Origin of the sequence: Palleronia abyssalis (assembly GCF_900302445.1) — a bacterium.
Taxonomy (GTDB): Bacteria; Pseudomonadota; Alphaproteobacteria; order Rhodobacterales; family Rhodobacteraceae; genus Palleronia; species Palleronia abyssalis.
Genome location: NZ_ONZF01000013.1, coordinates 59119 through 75844 on the forward strand (window position 1 = coordinate 59119; position 16726 = coordinate 75844).

Sequence of the window (16726 nt, forward strand, 5' to 3'; positions counted from 1 at the left end):
TCAGGATGGTCCCGGATGAGAACGGGGTTGCGAAACGATGCCATTCGCGCCCTGAATGCAGGATTACGGCACGACGCCCGCAAGACGGCGCGGCCTGAACGACAACCAACAAGGGATGACCGCAATGACCACCAAGACAATGCTTCTGGCGACCAGCCTTCTGACGCTGCCCGGCGCCGCGCTGGCGCAGGACGTGCCCCCCGCCGCTCAGGACGACGTGCTGAAGATCGGCCTGATCTATACGCTGTCCGGCCCCGCCGCCGCCCTGGGCGAGCAGGCGCGCAACGGCTTCATGCTGGCCGCCGAGCGCATCGGCGAACTGGGCGGGATGGAGACCGAGATCGTCGTGATCGACGACGAACAGCGCCCCGACAAGGCCGCCGACGACGCGCGCGAGCTGGTCCAGCGCGAGGAGGTCGATTTCGTTGTCGGCCCGATTTTCTCGAACATCCTCGTCGCGATCCACCAGCCCGTGACCGAGACGGGGACGATCCTGATCTCGACCAACGCGGGCACGTCGAATTTCGCGGGGGCCGAGTGCAACCCGAACTTCTTCGTCACCTCGTATCAGAACGACCAGAACCACGAGGTCATGGGCGCCTATGCCGAAAGCGAGGGGTATCAGAACGTCTTCCTGATGGCGCCGAACTATCAGGCCGGACGCGACAGCTTGGCGGGCTTCAAGAATTCCTACACCGGCGGGTTCGCGGGCGAGGTGTTCACCGAGATGGGGCAGCTCGACTTCTCGTCCGAGCTGGCGCAGATCGCCGCGTTCCAGCCCGACGCGCTGTTCACCTTCATGCCAGGCGGCATGGGCGTGAACCTGGTCAAGCAGTTCGACCAGGCCGGTCTGTCCTCGATGCCGTTCCTGTCGGCCTTCACGGTGGACGAGACCACGCTGCCCGCCACGCAGGACGCGGCCGTCGGCCTTCTGGGCGGCGCCAACTGGGCGCCCGATCTGGAGAACGAGGCCAACGAGGCCTTCGTGTCCGCCTATATCGAGGAATACGGCGCCGTTCCCGGCACCTATGCGATGCAGGCCTATGATGCGGCGCAGCTGATAGATTCGGCCGTGCGCAAGGTCGATGGCGACCTGACCGACCGCGACGCCCTGCGCGCCGCGCTGAAAGAGGCCGATTTCGACAGCCCGCGCGGCGACTTCTCGTTCGGGGTGAACAACTACCCGGTGCAGGACTTCTATCTGGTCGAGGCGGTCAAGCGCGACGACGGGATGTACGGCACCTCGGTCCGCGAGAAGATCTTCGACGACTACGTCGATACCTATGCCGACCAGTGCCAGATGGACGCGTCCTGATCCGGGAAGGGGGACCACGTTCATGGCGAACCTGTTCGTTCTGCAACTTCTGAACGGGGTGCAGCTTGGCGTCCTGCTGTTCCTGATCGCGGCCGGCCTGACGCTGGTCTTCGGGATCATGGACGTGGTCAACCTGGCCCACGGTGTCCTTTACATGGTGGGCGCCTATTTCGTCGCGACCTTCGCGGCGCTGACCGGCAGCTTCTGGTGGGGGTTGCTGCTGATGCTGCCCGCCGCCATCGCGGTGGGGCTGATCCTTGAGGTCGTGGTGATCCGAAGGCTCTACGCCCGCTCGCATCTCGATCAGGTGCTGGCGACCTTCGGGCTGGTGATGATCGCCAACGAGACGGTGAAGATCGTCTGGGGCACCTCGCCCCTGTCGGTCCCGACGCCCGAGCTTCTGTCAGGCTCGATCCCGCTGATGGGGCCGCTGCGATACCCGGTCTATCGCGTGGGGATCATCGTCGCGGGGCTGGCCGTGGCTTTGGGCCTGTTCCTGGTCATCAACTACACCCGCATCGGGATGCTGTTGCGCGCGGGCGCCACGAACCGGGCCATGGTGTCGGCGCTTGGGGTCGATATCGGCAAGTTGTTCGCCATCGTCTTCACGCTTGGCGCGGTGCTGGCCTGTTTCGCGGGCGCGCTGATCGCGCCGATCCTGTCGGTGGACACGGGCATGGGGGAAAGCGTGCTGATCCTGACCTTCGTCGTCGTGGTGATCGGCGGCATCGGGTCGATCAAGGGCGCGTTCCTTGGCGCGATCCTGGTCGCCGTCGTCGATACGCTGGGCGGGGTCTTCGGGCCCATCCTTCTGCGCGAGGTGCTGGATCCGTCGGCCGCGAACCAGACGGGGCGGATGCTGGCGCCGATGTTGGTCTATATCCTGATGGCGGTGATCCTGTTCGCCAAGCCCGCGGGCCTGTTCGGGGCAAAGGCATGACCGACGCGACCGCCCCCACCCCCCGCACCGCAGCGCCCGCGGTGGCGCCCCGGGTCAAGGTCGCGATGATCCTCTTCGCGGCGTTCGCGCTGTTTCCCCTGCTGGCGTTCGCGCTGGACGATCCGTTTCTCATCGTGATCGGCACCCGCATCCTGGCCTATGCCATCGCCGCCATGGCGCTGGATCTGATCCTGGGCTACGGCGCAATGGTGTCGTTCGGGCACGCCGCCTATCTGGGCTTTGGGACCTATGCCGTCGCGATCCTGTCGAGCTATGGTGTCACCGACATCTTCGCCCAGACCCTGTTCGCCGTCGCGATCTCGGCCGTGTTCGCCTTCGTTACCGGCGCGATCTCGCTTCGGACGAAGGGCGTCTATTTCATCATGATCACGCTGGCCTTCGGGCAGATGGCGTTCTTCTTCTTCATCTCCCTCTCGGCCTACGGGGGCGATGACGGATACGGGTTGTCCGGGCGGTCGACCGTACTGGGCTCGAACATGCTTGAGAACGACACGACGCTTTACTACGCGACGCTTGTCGCCCTGATCGCGCTGTTCGTTCTGTGCCACCGCATCGTGGCGTCGCGCTTCGGGCGGGTGCTGACCGGCATCCGCGAGAACCCGACGCGCATGGAATCCATCGGCTTTCCGCCCTTCCGCTATCAGCTGACGGCCTTCGTCATCTCGGGCTGCATCACCGCGGTCGCCGGGGTGCTTCTGGCCAATCAGGCGCAGTTCGTGTCGCCCGCGTTCATGTCGTGGCACCGCTCGGGCGAGCTGATCGTGATGGTGGTGCTGGGCGGGATCGGCACGCTGTCGGGGGCCATCGGCGGCGCGGTCGCGGCCCTGTTGCTAGAGGAAGTGCTGGGCATGATGACCGAACACTGGCGGCTGTGGTTCGGCATCTTCCTTGTCCTTATGGTGTTGTTCAGCCCGCGCGGCCTGACCGGCTTGTTCGAGCAGATCCGGGGGCGCCGGGAATGAGCCGCTTGGACATCTTAAACCTGTCGAAAAGCTTCGGCGCGCTTCAAGTCACCGACAACGTGACCCTGACGGTCGAGCCGGGAGAGGTGCATGCGATCATCGGTCCCAACGGCGCGGGCAAGACCACGCTGGTGGCGCAGCTTTCAGGACAGCTGAAACCCGACGCCGGGACGGTTGCGCTGGACGGGCGCGACATCACGCGGCTTTCGATGCCCGACCGGGTGCGCGCCGGGCTGGCGCGGTCGTTCCAGATCACGCAGGTCCTGCCCAGCTTCACCGTGCTGGAGAACGTGGCGCTGGCCGTGCAGGCGCGAAAGGGCTCCAGCTTTCGCTTCTTCGCGCCCGTCGCGACCGAGGCCGCGCTGAACGACGCCGCGATGCGGGTGCTGGACGGGTCGGGCCTGACGGAGCGCGCGGATGTCCCGGCCAGGGCCCTCAGCCACGGGGAACATCGCCATCTGGAGCTTGCGCTGGCGCTGGCGACCGACCCCCGGGTCCTGCTGCTGGACGAACCGCTGGCCGGGGTCGGCGGGGCCGAGGCGGACGCCTTCGTCGACCGGCTGCGCGCCATGAAGGGCCGCATGACCATGCTGCTGATCGAGCATGACATGGACGCGGTCTTCGCGCTGGCAGACCGGGTGTCGGTGCTGGTCAATGGCGCGATCATCGCCACCGGCGCGCCCGAGGATGTACGCTCGGATCCGCAGGTGCGCGCCGCCTATCTGGGCGAGGAAGAGGAGGCCCCGGCATGCTGACGGTCGAGGGGCTGGAAGCCGCCTATGGCGACAGCCGGATCCTGTTCGGGATCGACCTGCACGTGAAGGATGGCGAGGTCGTGACCCTGCTGGGCCGCAACGGGATGGGCAAGACCACGACGATCAAGTCGATCTTCGGGATGCTGAAGCCGCGCGGCGGTCGCGTCGCCGTCGACGGCACCGACCTGACAGGGGCCGAGCCGCACAAGATCGCGCTGGCCGGTCTGGGTCTGGTCCCCGAGGGGCGCCAGATCTTCCCCACCCTGAATGTCGAAGAGAACCTGCGCGCCACCGCCCGCCCCGGCAAATGGGATCTGGCGGGCATCTACGGCCTGTTCCCGCGCCTGAAGGAACGGCGGCGCAACATGGGCAACCAGTTGTCGGGCGGCGAGCAGCAGATGCTGGCCATCGGCCGCGCGCTGATGACGAACCCCCGTCTGATGGTTCTGGACGAGGCGACCGAGGGGCTGGCCCCCCTGATCCGTGCCGATATCTGGGCCTGCCTGACGAAACTGAAGGCCGAGGGCGAGGCCATCCTGGTCATCGACAAGAACGTCGATGCGCTGACGAAATTCGCCGACCGTCACGTGGTGATCGAGAAGGGCCGCGTGGTCTGGACCGGCTCGACCGCCGAAATCCTTGCCACCCCCGACGTGAAGGACCGCTTCCTGCACGTCTGACCCTTGAAGGAGCCCCCATGGTCATGCTGCCCGGTATCACGAAATCGAACTCCGGCATCGAGGATATCTCGTGGAACGTGCTGGGGCAGACCTATGTCCCCAAGCAACGCTCTGAAAGCTCGATGGCGTGGCACGCGACGTTGCCCAAGGGCACCTTCATCCCGCCCCATATCCACCCCACGCAGGACGAATTCATCTATGTCCTGGAAGGGCGGTTCGACCTGCAACTGAACGGGGTCGAAACCTATGCCGAACCGGGCGACCTGATCCGCATGCCCATGAAGATCCCGCACGGGATCTGGAACAAGACCGACAGCACCATCAAGTGCCTGTTCTGGGTCGCGCCGTCGCGGCGGCTGTTCGACCTGTTCTGGGCGCTGCACAACCTTGGCCCCGATGCGAACCCCGCCGACGTGGTCGCCGTCTCGGCCGAGCACGAGGTCGATTTCCTGCCCCCCGAGGAGGACTGAGCCATGCGCGTCGTCATCGCGGGCGCCGGCATCGGCGGGCTGACCACGGCCCTGATGTGCCACGCGCGGGGCATTCCCTGCACCATCTATGAGGCCGCGCGCGAAGTGCGCGAGGTCGGCGTCGGCATCAACGTGCTGCCCCATGCCATCCGCGAACTGGCCGCGCTGGGGCTGCTGGATGAGCTTGATACCGTGGGCGTGCGCACGCGCGAACTGACCTACCTGACCCGCGCGGGGCAGGAGGTCTGGTCGGAACTGCGCGGCACCCATGCGGGCCACGACGTGCCGCAATTCTCGATCCACCGGGGGCGGTTCCAGAAGGTTCTGTACGACGCGGTGCGGGATCGGCTGGGGCCGGATGCGGTGAAGGTCGGGCGGCGGTTGTCGGGCTTCATCCAGGACGAGGCCGGCGTGACCGCGCATTTCACCGATGCCGTCGATGGCGGCGCGGGACAGACCGTGCGCGCCGAGGTTCTGATCTGCGCCGACGGGATCCATTCGGTTGGGCGGCGGACCTTCTATCGCGACGAGGGACCGCCCTCTTGGCAGGGCGTTGTCATGTGGCGCGGCGCGGCGGAATGGCCCGTCTGGAAGGACGGTGAGAGCATGGCCATCGCCGGGGGGCTTGGGGGGAAGTTCGTCCTCTATCCCATCGCGCCGCGGATGGGTCGGACGCAGCTGATGAACTGGGTGGTGAATGTGCGGATCAAGGACCCGGCCGTGTCCACCCCGCCGCCCGACAGCTGGTCGCGGCAGGCGTCTTTGGCGACCGTGCTGCCCCACGCGCGGCGCTTTGCGGTGCCCGGCATGGATATCGAGGGGCTGGTCCGCGCGTCGCCTGCGATCTTCGAATACCCCATGGCCGACCGAGATCCCCTGCCGCGCTGGACCTTCGGGCGGGTCACGCTTCTGGGCGACGCGGCGCATCCGATGTATCCCGTCGGCTCGAACGGGGCCAGCCAGGCGATCCTGGACGCGCGGTGCCTGACCGACGCGCTGGCCCGGGCCGAGCATCCGCGCGCCGCACTTTGGGCCTATGAGAAGGAGCGTCTGCCCAAGACGGCCGAGGTGGTGCGGACGAACCGGATCGGCGGCCCCGAGCGAGTGATCGACGAGGCCGAGAAGCGCGCCCCCGCAGGCTTCACCGATATCGAGACGGTGCTGAGCTTCGAGGAGCGCAAGGCGATCACCGGTGGCTATGCCACGATGACCGCAGGCCCGCAGATCCGCCGGGTGGTCTGACCCAGGGGCCTACAGGTCGTTGAGGAACCGCGACATCCGGTCCATCGCGGTCTCCAGCACCTCGAGCGTCTGCGCGCCGAAACAAATGCGCAGGCGTCCCTCGCCCTCGGGGCCATAGAAGCTGCCCGCCTCGACCACGACGCCGGTTTCGTCCATCATCCGCTCGGCCATGGTCTGCGCGGGAAGGCCGGTGCCCGAGACGTCGGGCCAGGCGTAGATCGTGCCTTCGGGGCTGGGGCAGACGACGCCGGGCATCTGGTTCAGCCGGGACACGACCAGATCGCGCCTCGCGCGGTCGTCATCGACCATCTGGGCCAGAACCTCGGTCGGGCCGGTGACGGCGGCCAGTGCGCCGTGCTGGATGAAGGTGTTTACGTGGGTCACTTCTGACGTCGTGATCTTCATCGGCCCCGGCATCAGCGACGCATCGCAGGCCAGCCAGCCCAGACGCCAGCCGTCCATCGCATATGCCTTGGTAAACGCCGACATGGTGATCGTCCGCTCGCGCATCCCCGGTAGCGACGCGATCGAGACATGCTCGGCCCCGTCATAGACGATGCGGTCGTAAACCTCGTCCGACAGGATCAGCAGGTCGTGTTCGATGGCCAGATCCGCCAGCTCCTGCAACTCGGGCCGGGAATAGACGCGGCCCGTGGGGTTGCAGGGGTTCACCAGCGCGATGATCCGCGTGCGGTCGGTGATCTTCGGTTCGATCAGGGTGCGCTTGATGGAATAGTTGTCGTCCGCATCCAAGGGCGCGAAGACCGGGACGCCGCCGGCCAGTTCGATCTTGCCGATATGCTGGGGATAGTGCGGCGACAGCAGGATCGCCTCGTCGCCCGGATCCAGAAAGGCGGTGAAGGCGGCATAACTGGCCTGCGTCAGACCGTTGGTCACCAGGATCTCGTCGGGCGACAGGGTCAGCCCGTTCTCGCGGCCCATCCGTTCGGCCAGGGCGGCGCGCAGCTCGGGCAGGCCCTGAAGGTCGGAATAGTGGACGTGGCCCGCGCGCAGGGCGGCGACGGTCGCCTCCTTGATGTGGTCGGGCGTATCCTCGACCGGGCGGCCGAGCTCCAGGTGGATCAGGTCGCCCCCCGCGGCCATGGCACGGGCGAACATGCCGAAATTCTTGGGCGAGGTCTGGGTAATCCGGCGGGCGAAACGGGGCATTCGGGCCTCAGGCATGACGGTAACGTTGTTCGAAATAGGACACGAGGCGCACGGCAGGCAGCAGGAAGATCAGGTACATCACCGCCGCGGCGATCAGCGGCGAGGGGTTCGCCGTCAGCGCCTGCGCGTCCGTCGCCTGTTTCAGAAGGTCGGGCATCGCCACGACCGACGCCAGCGAGGTGTCCTTGGCGATGGCCACCGCGTTCGAGGTGTGCGGCGGGATCGCGATCTTCAGTGCCTGCGGCAGGATCACCTTCCAGATCGTCACGCGAAACGGCAGGCCCAGCGAATTGGCCGCCTCGACCTGGCCTTTCGGGATCGCCTCGATACCGGCGCGGAACACCTCGGCCGTGAAGGACGAGAACACCAGCCCGAGTGCTGTGACGGCCGCGAAGAACGACGACAGGCGGATGCCGACGAAGGGCAGGGCGTAATAGACGAGGACCAGCAGCACCAGGATCGGGATCGCTCGGAACACGTCGATATATGCAATGGCCAGCCAGCGGATCGGTTTCGGGGCGTAAAGCCGGACAAGGCAGATCAGCACGCCCAGGATGCCGCCGCCGGTGACGGTCGTAAAGGCCAGCGCCAGCGTGTTGCCGACGCCTTTGAGCAGCATCGGCCAGACGCGGATCATCACGTCGAAATTCAGGAAGGTCTGGAAGAAGTCCATGGCAATCCGTTCCGGGTAGGGCAGGGCGGGCGGCGCGCGGGGCGCCGCCCGGCCGGGTCTGTTACTGGCCCGGGATCGGCATGACGGTCACGCTGGACGTGCCTTCCGCCGGCTCGCTTTCCAGCCACCGGGTATAGATCTCGGCCAGGGTGCCGTCTTCCTTGATCTCGGTGATCGCGGCGTTGACCTCTTCCAGCAGGTCCGAGCCCTGGGGCATCATGATCGCGAACTGCTCGCCCGTCTGGATGCGGTCGGCAACGCGGATCTGGGGCATCTGCTCGGCCGCGAACTCGAAGCCCAGGATGTCGCCGATGCCCGCTGCGACGCGCCCGTTGGCGACGTCCAGCAACAGGTTCTGCTGCGTGGTGTAGGACCGGTAGTCGCCGAAGCCGTATTCCTCGGAATTGGCGTTGATCCACGTCTCGCCTGTTGAACTGGCCAGCGCGCCAACCGGGCGGCCTTCCAGATCCTCGACCGTTTCGACATCCTCCTGAGAGGTCACGAGGCCAAGGTCGCTGTCGTAATAGGGCTGGGTGAAGGCCTGATTCTCAAGCCGTTCGGGCGTGATCGTGATGGTCGAGATCGCCATGTCGATCCGCCCCGAGGACGTCGCCGCGAACAGCGCCTGGAAGCCCAGATCCTGGATGTTGACCTCGCGACCCATGCGTTCGCCGATCTCGCGCACCAGATCGACCTCGAACCCCTCGAACTCGCTCTGCTCGTTCTTGAACTCCCAAGGCGGGTTCGACGGATAGGCACCGACTTCCAGCGTTTGCGCGGCGACGGGACCGGTAAGGCAAAGCGCGGCAAGCGCGCCCGAGATGTAACGCAGTTTCATGTATCTTGTCCTTCCTGTTAACGGTCGGCCGGGTTTGCCCCAGCTCCTGATTGCGAGGTTAGCCAGAGCGGCCGGGTCGCGGCCAGCGGGATCTTGCGGAATGCGCGGTAAATATGCGTTTGCAAGGATCGATCAGACTTCGCCGCCCGCGATGGCGATGGCCTGCCCGGTGATCCCCTCGGACCCCGGACCGCAAAGCCACATGGCGGCGGCGCTGACTTCCGACGGTTGGATCAGGCGGCGTTGGGGGGACATCTTCTCAAGGCTCTTGCGGGCGTCCTCGGGCGTCATCCCGGTCTTGTCGACGATGTTCTGCACGGATTTGTCCGTCATCTCGGTCTCCAGAAACCCCGGGCACAGGGCGTTCACGGTGATCCCCGTCTTCGCCATTTCCAGCGCGGCGGATTTCACCATGCCGACAACCCCATGCTTGGCCGCCGCATAGCCCGAGACATAGCCGTACCCCTTCAGTCCTGCGGTCGAGGCGACGGCAATCAGGCGACCCCAATCGGCGCCCTTCAGGCGGATCGCCCCTTCGCGCAGGGTCAGGAACGCGCCGGTGAGGTTCACGTCGATCATCTGCTGCCACGTGGCCAGATCGGTGCGGGTGAACGGCGCGCTGACCGAAGCCCCGGCATTGGCGACCACGATGTCACACGGGCCGGTCGTGTCGAACATCGCCTGCACCGCGGTCTCATCGGTGACATCCGCGACCACGGGGCGAATACGCGCGTGGGATTCGGCCATGTCTTCCGGCGGCCCGGCCCGGCGGCCCGCGATCCAGACAGTCGCGCCGGCCTCGGCCAGCGTGCGCGCCAGATCCGCGCCCAGCCCGGTGGCCCCGCCCGTGACGAGGGCGGTCCGACCTGTCAGGTCGGTCATACGCGCACCCCCATCCCCTCACCCCGTTCGGCTAGGCGGCGCATCTGGTCCGCGCCGGGTCCGTAGGGCAGGGGCCATTGCGTGCCGTCGTCCTGCAAGGCGGCGGCGGCATGCAGCGTCCAGTAGGGATCGGCCAGATGCGGCCGGGCGAGGCACACCAGATCGGCGCGCCCGGCCATCAGGATCGAATTGACGTGGTCGGGCTCGTAGATGTTGCCGACGGCCATGGTGGGGATGCCACGCTCGTTCCGGATCCGGTCCGAGAACGGGGTCTGGAACATCCGGCCATAGACCGGCTTTGCCTCGACGCTGGTCTGCCCGGCCGAGACGTCGACGATATCGACGCCCGCATCGTGGAACATCTGCGCGATTTCCACCGCCTCTTCGCCGCTGACGCCACGTTCGGCGACCCAGTCGGTGGCGGAAATGCGGACGGACATCGGCTTGCCCTCGGGCCAGACGGCGCGCATGGCGCGGAAGACCTCCAGCGGATAGCGCATCCGGTTTTCCAGGCTGCCGCCATATTCGTCTTCGCGCATGTTCGAGATGGGCGAGATGCAGGACGACAGAAGATAGCCGTGCGCGGCGTGAAGCTCGATCATGTCGAAGCCCGCGCGGTCGGCCATTTCCGCCGCGCTGACGAACTGGTCGCGCACGGTGTCCATGTCGGCGCGGTCCATCTCCTTCGGGGCGGCGTGGTCGTCGTTCCACGGAATGGCCGAGGCGGACATCGTGGGCCAGTTGCCCTCCTTCAGGGGGGCGTCCATCGTCTCCCAGCCCAGCTGGGTCGAGCCCTTGCGCCCCGAATGGCCGATCTGCATGCACAGCTTGGCGTCGGTCTCGGCATGGACGAAGTCGCACAGGCGTTTCCACTGGGCCTCGTGCTCGGGCGCGTAAAGACCGGGGCAGCCGGGGGTGATCCGCCCTTCGGGGCTGACGCAGGTCATCTCAATATAGACCAGCCCCGCGCCGCCCTTCGCGCGTTCGGAATAGTGGACGAAATGCCAGTCGGTGGGCGTGCCGTCGACCGCCTTGTACTGCGCCATGGGCGAGACGACGACCCGGTTCTTCAGCCGCATGTCGCGCAGGCGGAAGGGCGCGAACATGGGCGCGCGGTGGGCACCATTGGCGCCGGCCTGCGTCTGGAACCACTCCTCGGCCGATTGCAGCCATTTCGCGTCGCGCAGGCGCAGGTTCTCGTGGCTGATCCGCTGCGACCGGGTCAGCAGGGAGTAGTTGAACTGGACGGGGTCGAGGTGGAGGTACCGTTCGACCTCCTCGAACCACTCGGTCGAGTTGCGGGCGGCCGATTGCAGGCGCAACACGTCGGTGCGGCGTTCTTCCTGGTATTTCTCGAACGCCTTTTCCAGGCTGTCTTCCTTGGTCACCAGATCGGCCAGCGCGATGGCCGATTCCAGCGCCAGCTTGGTGCCCGACCCGATCGAGAAATGCGCCGTGGCGGAGGCATCGCCCAGCAACACGACATTCTCGTGGTGCCATTTCTCGCACAACACGCGGTTGAAGTTCAGCCAGGCCGAGCCGCGCAGGTGCTTCATGTTCGAGATCAGGGGATGGCCGTCGAGATGGTCGGCGAACACCTTCTCGCAGACCGCGATCATGTCCTCCTGGCCCATCTTGTCGAAGCCGAAGTTCTTCCACGTATCCTCGGCGCATTCGACGATGAAGGTCGCGGTGTCTGCGTCGAACTGGTAGGCGTGGGCCCAGATCCAGCCGTGGTCGGTCTTCTTGAAGATGAAGGTGAAGGCGTCGTCGAACTTGGCGTTGGTGCCCAGCCACACGAACTTGCAGGCGCGGGTGTCGATCTCGGGGCGGAAGGCGTCCTCGTACCGGGTCCGGGTCTTCGAATTGATGCCGTCCGCGGCGACGACCAGATCGTATTCGTGGCGCAGGGCGTCGATGTCGTCGACTTCGGTTTCGAACCGCAGGTCCACGCCCAGCTCGCGCGCGCGCTCCTGCAGCAGCAGGAGCATCTGCTTGCGGCCCAGCCCGCAGAAGCCGTGCCCGGTCGAGGTGATCTCGACATCTTCCTTCACGACCTTGATGTCGTCCCAGTAGGCGAAATGCTCGCGGATCGCGGCGGCGCTTTTCGCGTCGTTGGCGCCCAGATTGTCCAGCGTCTCGTCCGACAGCACCACGCCCCAGCCGAACGTGTCGTCGGGGCGATTGCGTTCGATCACCACGACCTCGGCGTCGGGCTGTCGCAGTTTCAGGCTGATGGCGAAGTAAAGGCCGGCCGGCCCGCCCCCAAGACATACGGTCTTCATCGCGCGTTCCTTTCCTGCATCGTCGGGTCGACTGTCACATCGCCCGGTAAACATTTCAAGCCTGAAACTTCAGGCTTGAAGTTTATGTCGCACTGGGGAATTGTGATGGCAACAGGCGGCCCCGGCCGTGCGAGGGAGGGCGCGATATGATTGCGATGGAACGATCCGCCCGGCGCGGGACGGCTTGAGAGATGGCCGTTTTCCGCCATTCCACGGACGTCATGTTCCAGCACTGCGATCCCGCCGGCATCGTGTTCTATCCCCGCTATTTCGAGATGATCAACGAAGTGGTCGAACGCTTCTTCGGTGAGGCGGTCGGCTGGTCCTTTCGCCAGATGCATACGGTGGAACGGGTGGGCATTCCCATGGGCCGGATCGCGACCGACTTCCATGCGGCGTCCCGCCTGGGCGACCAGTTGGACTGGACGCTGACCACCGGGCGGATCGGCGGCGCCAGTCTGGACGTCACCGTCGCCGCGACGTGCGACGGGCAGGCCCGACTGACGGCGCAAGGAACGCTGGTCCTCGTCGATCTGGACCGCATGAAGTCGATCCGCTGGCCCGATGAACGCCGCGCGACGCTTGAGACCTACAAGGAGGACTGATCCCGTGAGCACGATCACCATTCATCCCGACGGCTGGAAGCCCGCCAAAGGCTACGCGAACGGAATCATCGCCGAGGGCCGGGTGCTGTTCGTGGGCGGCCAGATCGGCTGGACCGCGGACCAGGTCTTCGAAAGCCACGATTTCATCGGCCAGACCCGTCAGGCCCTGCAGAACATCGCCGAGGTGGTGCTGGCCGCAGGCGGTTCTGTCAGCGACATCACCCGGCTGACCTGGTTCGTGACGGACAAGCGCGAATACCTCGCCCGCCAGAAGGAAGTCGGCGCGGCGTATCGCGATGTCATGGGCTATCATTTCCCCGCCATGACCATGGTCGTCGTCGCGGCCCTGGTCGAGGACGAGGCCCTGGTCGAGATCGAGGCGACCGCGGTTCTGCCGCCAGAGGACTGATCGGGTAGAAACGAGGAAAGCCCCAACTGTGACCGAACCGGGGGATGGGTCACAGTCCGGGCGACAGCTCAGGCGCCTTCGTAGTGCCGTGCCCAGTCGTTGTAGCAGTCGAACGTCTCGGGATAGTCGGCGGCCCGCTGGTCGCCATAGGCCCGCATCCGCTTTTTCGAGCCGAGCGCCTCGGGGTATTCCTGGACCGGGACATAATACAGGAACTTCAGCGTCCGGCTTGAAAACTGCCATACCTCGTCGGTGCGGCGGTATTCGTCGTCATAGCGCAGCGAGCCGACGAGCGTCTGGCCGTTCCGGTGCGCTTCGGCGTGGCAGAAGCACTCGCCCGTCGCCCGGTCGGGATCGGTTTCGTCGAAGGTGATGATGTTGTCGTGAGTCCAGTGGACCGAGATCGCCAGAACCTCGAACCGCTTGCGATACACCTCCATCACCGCATTGAGGCCCTTGCCGTCCATCATGCCGTCCTGCGACCGCACCGTGGCATCTTCGGTGAAGATGGACCGCAGCAGCGGAACGTCGCGATCGTCGCAGGCCTTGCAGTACTTGGCGATCAGCTCGAGGATCTGGTTGCGGCTTTCCAGCCGGTCGAGCCGTCGCAGAATATCGTCGTTCATTGCTCTCTCTCCCTTGTTTCAAGCGGTCGCCTGGGTGCCGAAGACCAGCGTCGCCTGGCTGGACAGCACGCCGCCATTTCCGTGGCTGATGGCGATTTCGGGGGACGAAAGCTGACGTGCGCCGGCTTCGCCGCGCAGTTGGCGCACAGCCTCGACCATGGTGAACAGGCCGTACATGCCGGGGTGACAGCACGAGAGGCCGCCGCCATTGGTGTTCACCGGAAGCGATCCGCCCGGCGCGATGGCGCCCGAGGTCACGAACCGCCCGCCTTCGCCCTTGGGGCAGAAGCCCAGATCCTCGAGAAACAGGATCGTGTTGATTGTGAAGGCGTCATACAGCTGGACGCAATCGACATCGGCAGGGGCGATGCCGGCCTGCTTTATCGCGGCAGGGCCGGTGATGCTGGCCCCCGTGACCGTCAGATCGGGCATCGCCGCGATTTCCTTGTGCGTCACCGTCTGCGCACCGCCCAGAAGGGGGATCGGCGCGCGCGTGTCCTTGGCCCGATCCGCGCGGGTCATCACCACGGCCGCCGCCCCGTCCGTCACCAGACAGCAGTCCCGCGACGTCAGCGGGGTGGAGATCATGCGCGCGCCCAGGATGTCGTCTAGGGTCAGTTCGCCCTGGCGGAACGCTTCGGGGTTGAGGTTGGCCCACGCCCGGGCCGACAGCGCGACATGTGCCAGGTCTTCGCGGCTCGTTCCGAAGTCGTGCATGTGCCGGCTGGCCGCAAGCGCATAGCCGCCCACGGGCATCATCGGTTTGTGCGCCAACTCGTGTACGGAGGATCTGAGCGCCGAGACCAGCCCGCCCGACGCCGTGCGCTGGTTCGACCCATAGGCGATCAGCGCCACGTCGATCAGCCCGGCATCCAGCGCCAGCGCGGCATGGATCGCGTGGCACAGGAAGGACGAACCGCCGGTGCGGTTGTTGTCGGTGATCTTCGGCTGGATGCCCAGATATTCGGCCACCGCCAGCCCGCCCAGATAATCGTCGGGCAGGGCGACGAACAGGCCGTCGACCTCTTCCAGGCCGATCCCGGCGTCATCCAGCGCCAGGTATCCCGCCTGGGCCGTCATCTCCAACGCGTTGAAGCCCGGGCATTCGCCGACACCGAAGGTGGACGCACCGACGACGCTGGTGCGGGCGCGGGGAAAGCCGGTCACGAGCTATCTCCCGCCGGTGTGAACAGGATGTGCGGGGGGTCGGCCTCGGCCACGATGACGGCGCGCACGGGCATGCCGATCGTCACCTTGGCCGGGTCGGCATTCGTGATCTGCGACAGCATGCGCCCGCCTTCTTCCAGATCGACCAGGATGATCGCCCGCGGCGCGGCGTCCCGCTTCTGCTGGATCGTCACCGCATGGACGGTTCCGCGACCGGACATTTCCATCCACGGGCCAAGCGCCGCCCCGTCGCCGGGTCGACGCAAGCGCGGCGGAAAGACGGCCTGTCCCGAAGCTTCATCCCGTTGCAGCATGAAGCGGCCGTCGGACAGGTTGCGGAGGTACTGCGCTTCGGCGCCGGTGTCGTCCACGGTGATCCCCTCAGATGATGTTGCGCGCCCGCAAATCCTGGATCTGCGCGTCGCTGAGCGTCAGGCGTTCGCGCAAAAGCTCGTCCGTATGTTCGCCCACCAGCGGCGGGGGGGCGTTGTACACGACAGGCGTCGCCGAGAACTTCAGAGGGCTGCCCACCAGGCGCACGTCGCCCATCTTGTGATGCGTCAGCTTGATGAACATGTCGCGCTCGGCCAGTTGTTCGTCCTGTTCGATGTCGGACATGTCGTTGATCGGCCCGCAGGACACCTTGGCGGCGTTGATCGTCTTCATCCAGTGCAGTTTGCCGTGATGCGACAGCGCCTCGGTCATGTCGCGCGTCAGATCGACCCGGTTGGCCAGGCGGTCGCGCGACCGGGCGTATTTCGCGTCCGTGGCCCATTCGGGATGCCCCAAGGCCTCGGCCAGGCGGGCGAATTCGCGGTCGTTGAACGTGGCGATCAGGATATGGCCATCCGACACCTGGAACACGCCGTTGGGGACGGCCGTGGGATGGTCGTTGCCCGTGCGGGGCAGGGGGGCGCGGGCATTCAGCCACGCCGACAGGGAATTGAGCAGCAGCGCGACCTGGGAATCGAACAGCGAGATGTCGATATGCTGGCCCTTGCCGGTCTTCGCGCGGTCGATGATGGCAGACAGAATGCCGATCACCGCGTTGTTGCCTGCGGTGATGTCGGCGATCGGGACGCCAACCCGCATGGGTCCGGCGCCGGTCATGCCGTCGGGAAGCCCGGTGACCGCCATCTGACCGCCCATCGCCTGCACCAGGTAATCGTAGCCCGAGCGATCGGAATAGGGCCCGGTCTGGCCGAAGCCGGTGATCGAACAGTAGATCAGCCGCGGATTCAGCTTTGACAGTTCGTCATAGCCCAACCCGTACCGTGACAGCGTCCCGGTGCGGAAGTTTTCGATCAGAACATCGGCGTCCTTGATCAGGCCGCGCAGGATTTCGGCCCCGTCCGGGGTCGCGAAGTCCAGCGTGAGCGAGCGTTTGCCGCGATTGACGGTCTGGAAATAGGTGCTCTGTTCCAGTGAGTCATCCGGCGAGGTCACCCAGGGTGGACCCAGTGTGCGCAGGTCGTCGCCGCCGCCGGTCCGCTCGATCTTGACCACGTCCGCGCCGAGGTCGGCCAGGGTCTGCCCTGCCAGCGGACCTGCCACGACACGGCTGAGGTCGAGGACTTTGACACCTGCGAGGATTCCGCCAGCGCCGCGGCCCGTTTGATCGGCTTCAACTGCCGGGACAGTGTTCCCCGAGCTATCGTTCATGTGCTGGCTTCCTTTTTCCTCGCA

The 16726-nt window shown here is 66.0% G+C and carries 18 protein-coding genes; 9 read left to right on the forward strand and 9 right to left on the reverse strand.

What is annotated here, in order from left to right; all coding sequences use genetic code 11:
• Positions 1 to 124 precede the first annotated feature (124 nt).
• The 7 genes from PAA8504_RS19035 to PAA8504_RS19065 are packed head-to-tail and all read left to right on the forward strand — an operon-like array spanning position 125 to position 6385.
• On the forward strand, positions 125 to 1315 hold the full coding sequence (locus PAA8504_RS19035) for an ABC transporter substrate-binding protein (protein WP_108895782.1): 1191 nt from the start codon (positions 125 to 127) through the stop codon (positions 1313 to 1315).
• A 22-nt stretch (positions 1316 to 1337) separates the two neighbouring features.
• Positions 1338 to 2255, forward strand: coding sequence for a branched-chain amino acid ABC transporter permease (locus tag PAA8504_RS19040; RefSeq protein ID WP_108895728.1), 918 nt, complete (start codon positions 1338 to 1340; stop codon positions 2253 to 2255).
• Positions 2252 to 3238, forward strand: coding sequence for a branched-chain amino acid ABC transporter permease (locus tag PAA8504_RS19045; protein WP_108895729.1), 987 nt, complete (start codon positions 2252 to 2254; stop codon positions 3236 to 3238). The genes PAA8504_RS19040 and PAA8504_RS19045 overlap by 4 nt, the downstream gene beginning before the upstream one ends.
• Positions 3235 to 3993 (forward strand): ABC transporter ATP-binding protein, encoded by a 759-nt coding sequence (locus tag PAA8504_RS19050; protein ID WP_108895730.1) that lies wholly within the window; start codon positions 3235 to 3237, stop codon positions 3991 to 3993. Before PAA8504_RS19045 ends, PAA8504_RS19050 begins: the two co-directional genes overlap by 4 nt.
• Positions 3987 to 4673 (forward strand): ABC transporter ATP-binding protein, encoded by a 687-nt coding sequence (locus tag PAA8504_RS19055; RefSeq protein ID WP_108895731.1) that lies wholly within the window; start codon positions 3987 to 3989, stop codon positions 4671 to 4673. The genes PAA8504_RS19050 and PAA8504_RS19055 overlap by 7 nt, the downstream gene beginning before the upstream one ends.
• Positions 4674 to 4696: 23 nt before the next feature.
• Positions 4697 to 5143, forward strand: coding sequence for a cupin domain-containing protein (locus tag PAA8504_RS19060; protein WP_108895783.1), 447 nt, complete (start codon positions 4697 to 4699; stop codon positions 5141 to 5143).
• Positions 5144 to 5146: 3 nt separating this feature from the next.
• On the forward strand, positions 5147 to 6385 hold the full coding sequence (locus PAA8504_RS19065; RefSeq protein ID WP_108895732.1) for a flavin-dependent oxidoreductase: 1239 nt from the start codon (positions 5147 to 5149) through the stop codon (positions 6383 to 6385).
• A gap of 9 nt (positions 6386 to 6394) precedes the next feature.
• On the opposite strand, the gene PAA8504_RS19070 is transcribed toward PAA8504_RS19065, so the two are convergent.
• From PAA8504_RS19070 to PAA8504_RS19090, 5 genes are all read right to left on the reverse strand, one after another.
• On the reverse strand, positions 6395 to 7555 hold the full coding sequence (locus tag PAA8504_RS19070) for a pyridoxal phosphate-dependent aminotransferase (protein WP_108895733.1): 1161 nt from the start codon (positions 7553 to 7555) through the stop codon (positions 6395 to 6397).
• A gap of 7 nt (positions 7556 to 7562) precedes the next feature.
• Positions 7563 to 8228: an amino acid ABC transporter permease gene (locus PAA8504_RS19075; RefSeq protein WP_108895734.1), complete on the reverse strand. Its 666-nt coding sequence runs from the start codon at positions 8226 to 8228 to the stop codon at positions 7563 to 7565.
• Positions 8229 to 8289: 61 nt separating this feature from the next.
• A complete protein-coding gene (locus tag PAA8504_RS19080) occupies positions 8290 to 9066 on the reverse strand; it encodes an ABC transporter substrate-binding protein (RefSeq protein ID WP_108895735.1) in 777 nt (258 codons plus the stop codon).
• Between the two features lie 132 nt (positions 9067 to 9198).
• Positions 9199 to 9948, reverse strand: a complete 750-nt coding sequence (locus PAA8504_RS19085) for an SDR family NAD(P)-dependent oxidoreductase (RefSeq protein ID WP_108895736.1) — start codon at positions 9946 to 9948, stop codon at positions 9199 to 9201.
• Positions 9945 to 12233, reverse strand: a complete 2289-nt coding sequence (locus PAA8504_RS19090) for a bifunctional salicylyl-CoA 5-hydroxylase/oxidoreductase (RefSeq protein WP_108895737.1) — start codon at positions 12231 to 12233, stop codon at positions 9945 to 9947. Before PAA8504_RS19090 ends, PAA8504_RS19085 begins: the two co-directional genes overlap by 4 nt.
• Positions 12234 to 12424: 191 nt before the next feature.
• On the opposite strand from PAA8504_RS19090, the gene PAA8504_RS19095 reads away from it, so the two are divergent.
• Complete coding sequence (locus PAA8504_RS19095; protein WP_108895738.1) at positions 12425 to 12838, forward strand: acyl-CoA thioesterase; 414 nt, start codon at positions 12425 to 12427, stop codon at positions 12836 to 12838.
• A gap of 4 nt (positions 12839 to 12842) precedes the next feature.
• The gene (locus tag PAA8504_RS19100; RefSeq protein ID WP_108895739.1) at positions 12843 to 13247 is read left to right on the forward strand and encodes a RidA family protein; all 405 of its coding nucleotides are present in this window, start codon (positions 12843 to 12845) and stop codon (positions 13245 to 13247) included.
• 68 nt (positions 13248 to 13315) lie between these two features.
• Here the strand turns inward: PAA8504_RS19100 and PAA8504_RS19105 are convergent, their stop codons facing one another.
• Genes PAA8504_RS19105 through PAA8504_RS19120 form a run of 4 tightly spaced genes read right to left on the reverse strand, consistent with a single transcriptional unit; the run spans position 13316 to position 16702 of the window.
• Entirely contained in the window at positions 13316 to 13873 is a 558-nt protein-coding gene (locus tag PAA8504_RS19105; RefSeq protein WP_108895740.1) for a nuclear transport factor 2 family protein, read from the reverse strand.
• Positions 13874 to 13891: 18 nt separating this feature from the next.
• Positions 13892 to 15040, reverse strand: coding sequence for an acetyl-CoA acetyltransferase (locus tag PAA8504_RS19110; protein WP_108895741.1), 1149 nt, complete (start codon positions 15038 to 15040; stop codon positions 13892 to 13894).
• Positions 15037 to 15411, reverse strand: a complete 375-nt coding sequence (locus PAA8504_RS22710; RefSeq protein WP_108895742.1) for a Zn-ribbon domain-containing OB-fold protein — start codon at positions 15409 to 15411, stop codon at positions 15037 to 15039. The genes PAA8504_RS19110 and PAA8504_RS22710 overlap by 4 nt, the downstream gene beginning before the upstream one ends.
• Before the next feature lie 10 nt (positions 15412 to 15421).
• Positions 15422 to 16702, reverse strand: coding sequence for a CaiB/BaiF CoA transferase family protein (locus tag PAA8504_RS19120; protein ID WP_108895743.1), 1281 nt, complete (start codon positions 16700 to 16702; stop codon positions 15422 to 15424).
• Positions 16703 to 16726: the final 24 nt, after the last annotated feature.

Coding starts and splice junctions, on each gene's coding strand:
- PAA8504_RS19045 (WP_108895729.1), top strand. CDS start 2,252: ATGACCGACGCGACCGCCCCCACCCCCCGCACCGCAGCGCCCGCGGTG.
- PAA8504_RS19105 (WP_108895740.1), bottom strand. CDS start 13,873: ATGAACGACGATATTCTGCGACGGCTCGACCGGCTGGAAAGCCGCAAC.
- PAA8504_RS19090 (WP_108895737.1), bottom strand. CDS start 12,233: ATGAAGACCGTATGTCTTGGGGGCGGGCCGGCCGGCCTTTACTTCGCC.
- PAA8504_RS19075 (WP_108895734.1), bottom strand. CDS start 8,228: ATGGACTTCTTCCAGACCTTCCTGAATTTCGACGTGATGATCCGCGTC.
- PAA8504_RS19040 (WP_108895728.1), top strand. CDS start 1,338: ATGGCGAACCTGTTCGTTCTGCAACTTCTGAACGGGGTGCAGCTTGGC.
- PAA8504_RS19070 (WP_108895733.1), bottom strand. CDS start 7,555: ATGCCCCGTTTCGCCCGCCGGATTACCCAGACCTCGCCCAAGAATTTC.
- PAA8504_RS19050 (WP_108895730.1), top strand. CDS start 3,235: ATGAGCCGCTTGGACATCTTAAACCTGTCGAAAAGCTTCGGCGCGCTT.
- PAA8504_RS19085 (WP_108895736.1), bottom strand. CDS start 9,948: ATGACCGACCTGACAGGTCGGACCGCCCTCGTCACGGGCGGGGCCACC.
- PAA8504_RS19060 (WP_108895783.1), top strand. CDS start 4,697: ATGCTGCCCGGTATCACGAAATCGAACTCCGGCATCGAGGATATCTCG.
- PAA8504_RS19065 (WP_108895732.1), top strand. CDS start 5,147: ATGCGCGTCGTCATCGCGGGCGCCGGCATCGGCGGGCTGACCACGGCC.
- PAA8504_RS19035 (WP_108895782.1), top strand. CDS start 125: ATGACCACCAAGACAATGCTTCTGGCGACCAGCCTTCTGACGCTGCCC.
- PAA8504_RS19095 (WP_108895738.1), top strand. CDS start 12,425: ATGGCCGTTTTCCGCCATTCCACGGACGTCATGTTCCAGCACTGCGAT.
- PAA8504_RS19120 (WP_108895743.1), bottom strand. CDS start 16,702: ATGAACGATAGCTCGGGGAACACTGTCCCGGCAGTTGAAGCCGATCAA.
- PAA8504_RS19080 (WP_108895735.1), bottom strand. CDS start 9,066: ATGAAACTGCGTTACATCTCGGGCGCGCTTGCCGCGCTTTGCCTTACC.
- PAA8504_RS19055 (WP_108895731.1), top strand. CDS start 3,987: ATGCTGACGGTCGAGGGGCTGGAAGCCGCCTATGGCGACAGCCGGATC.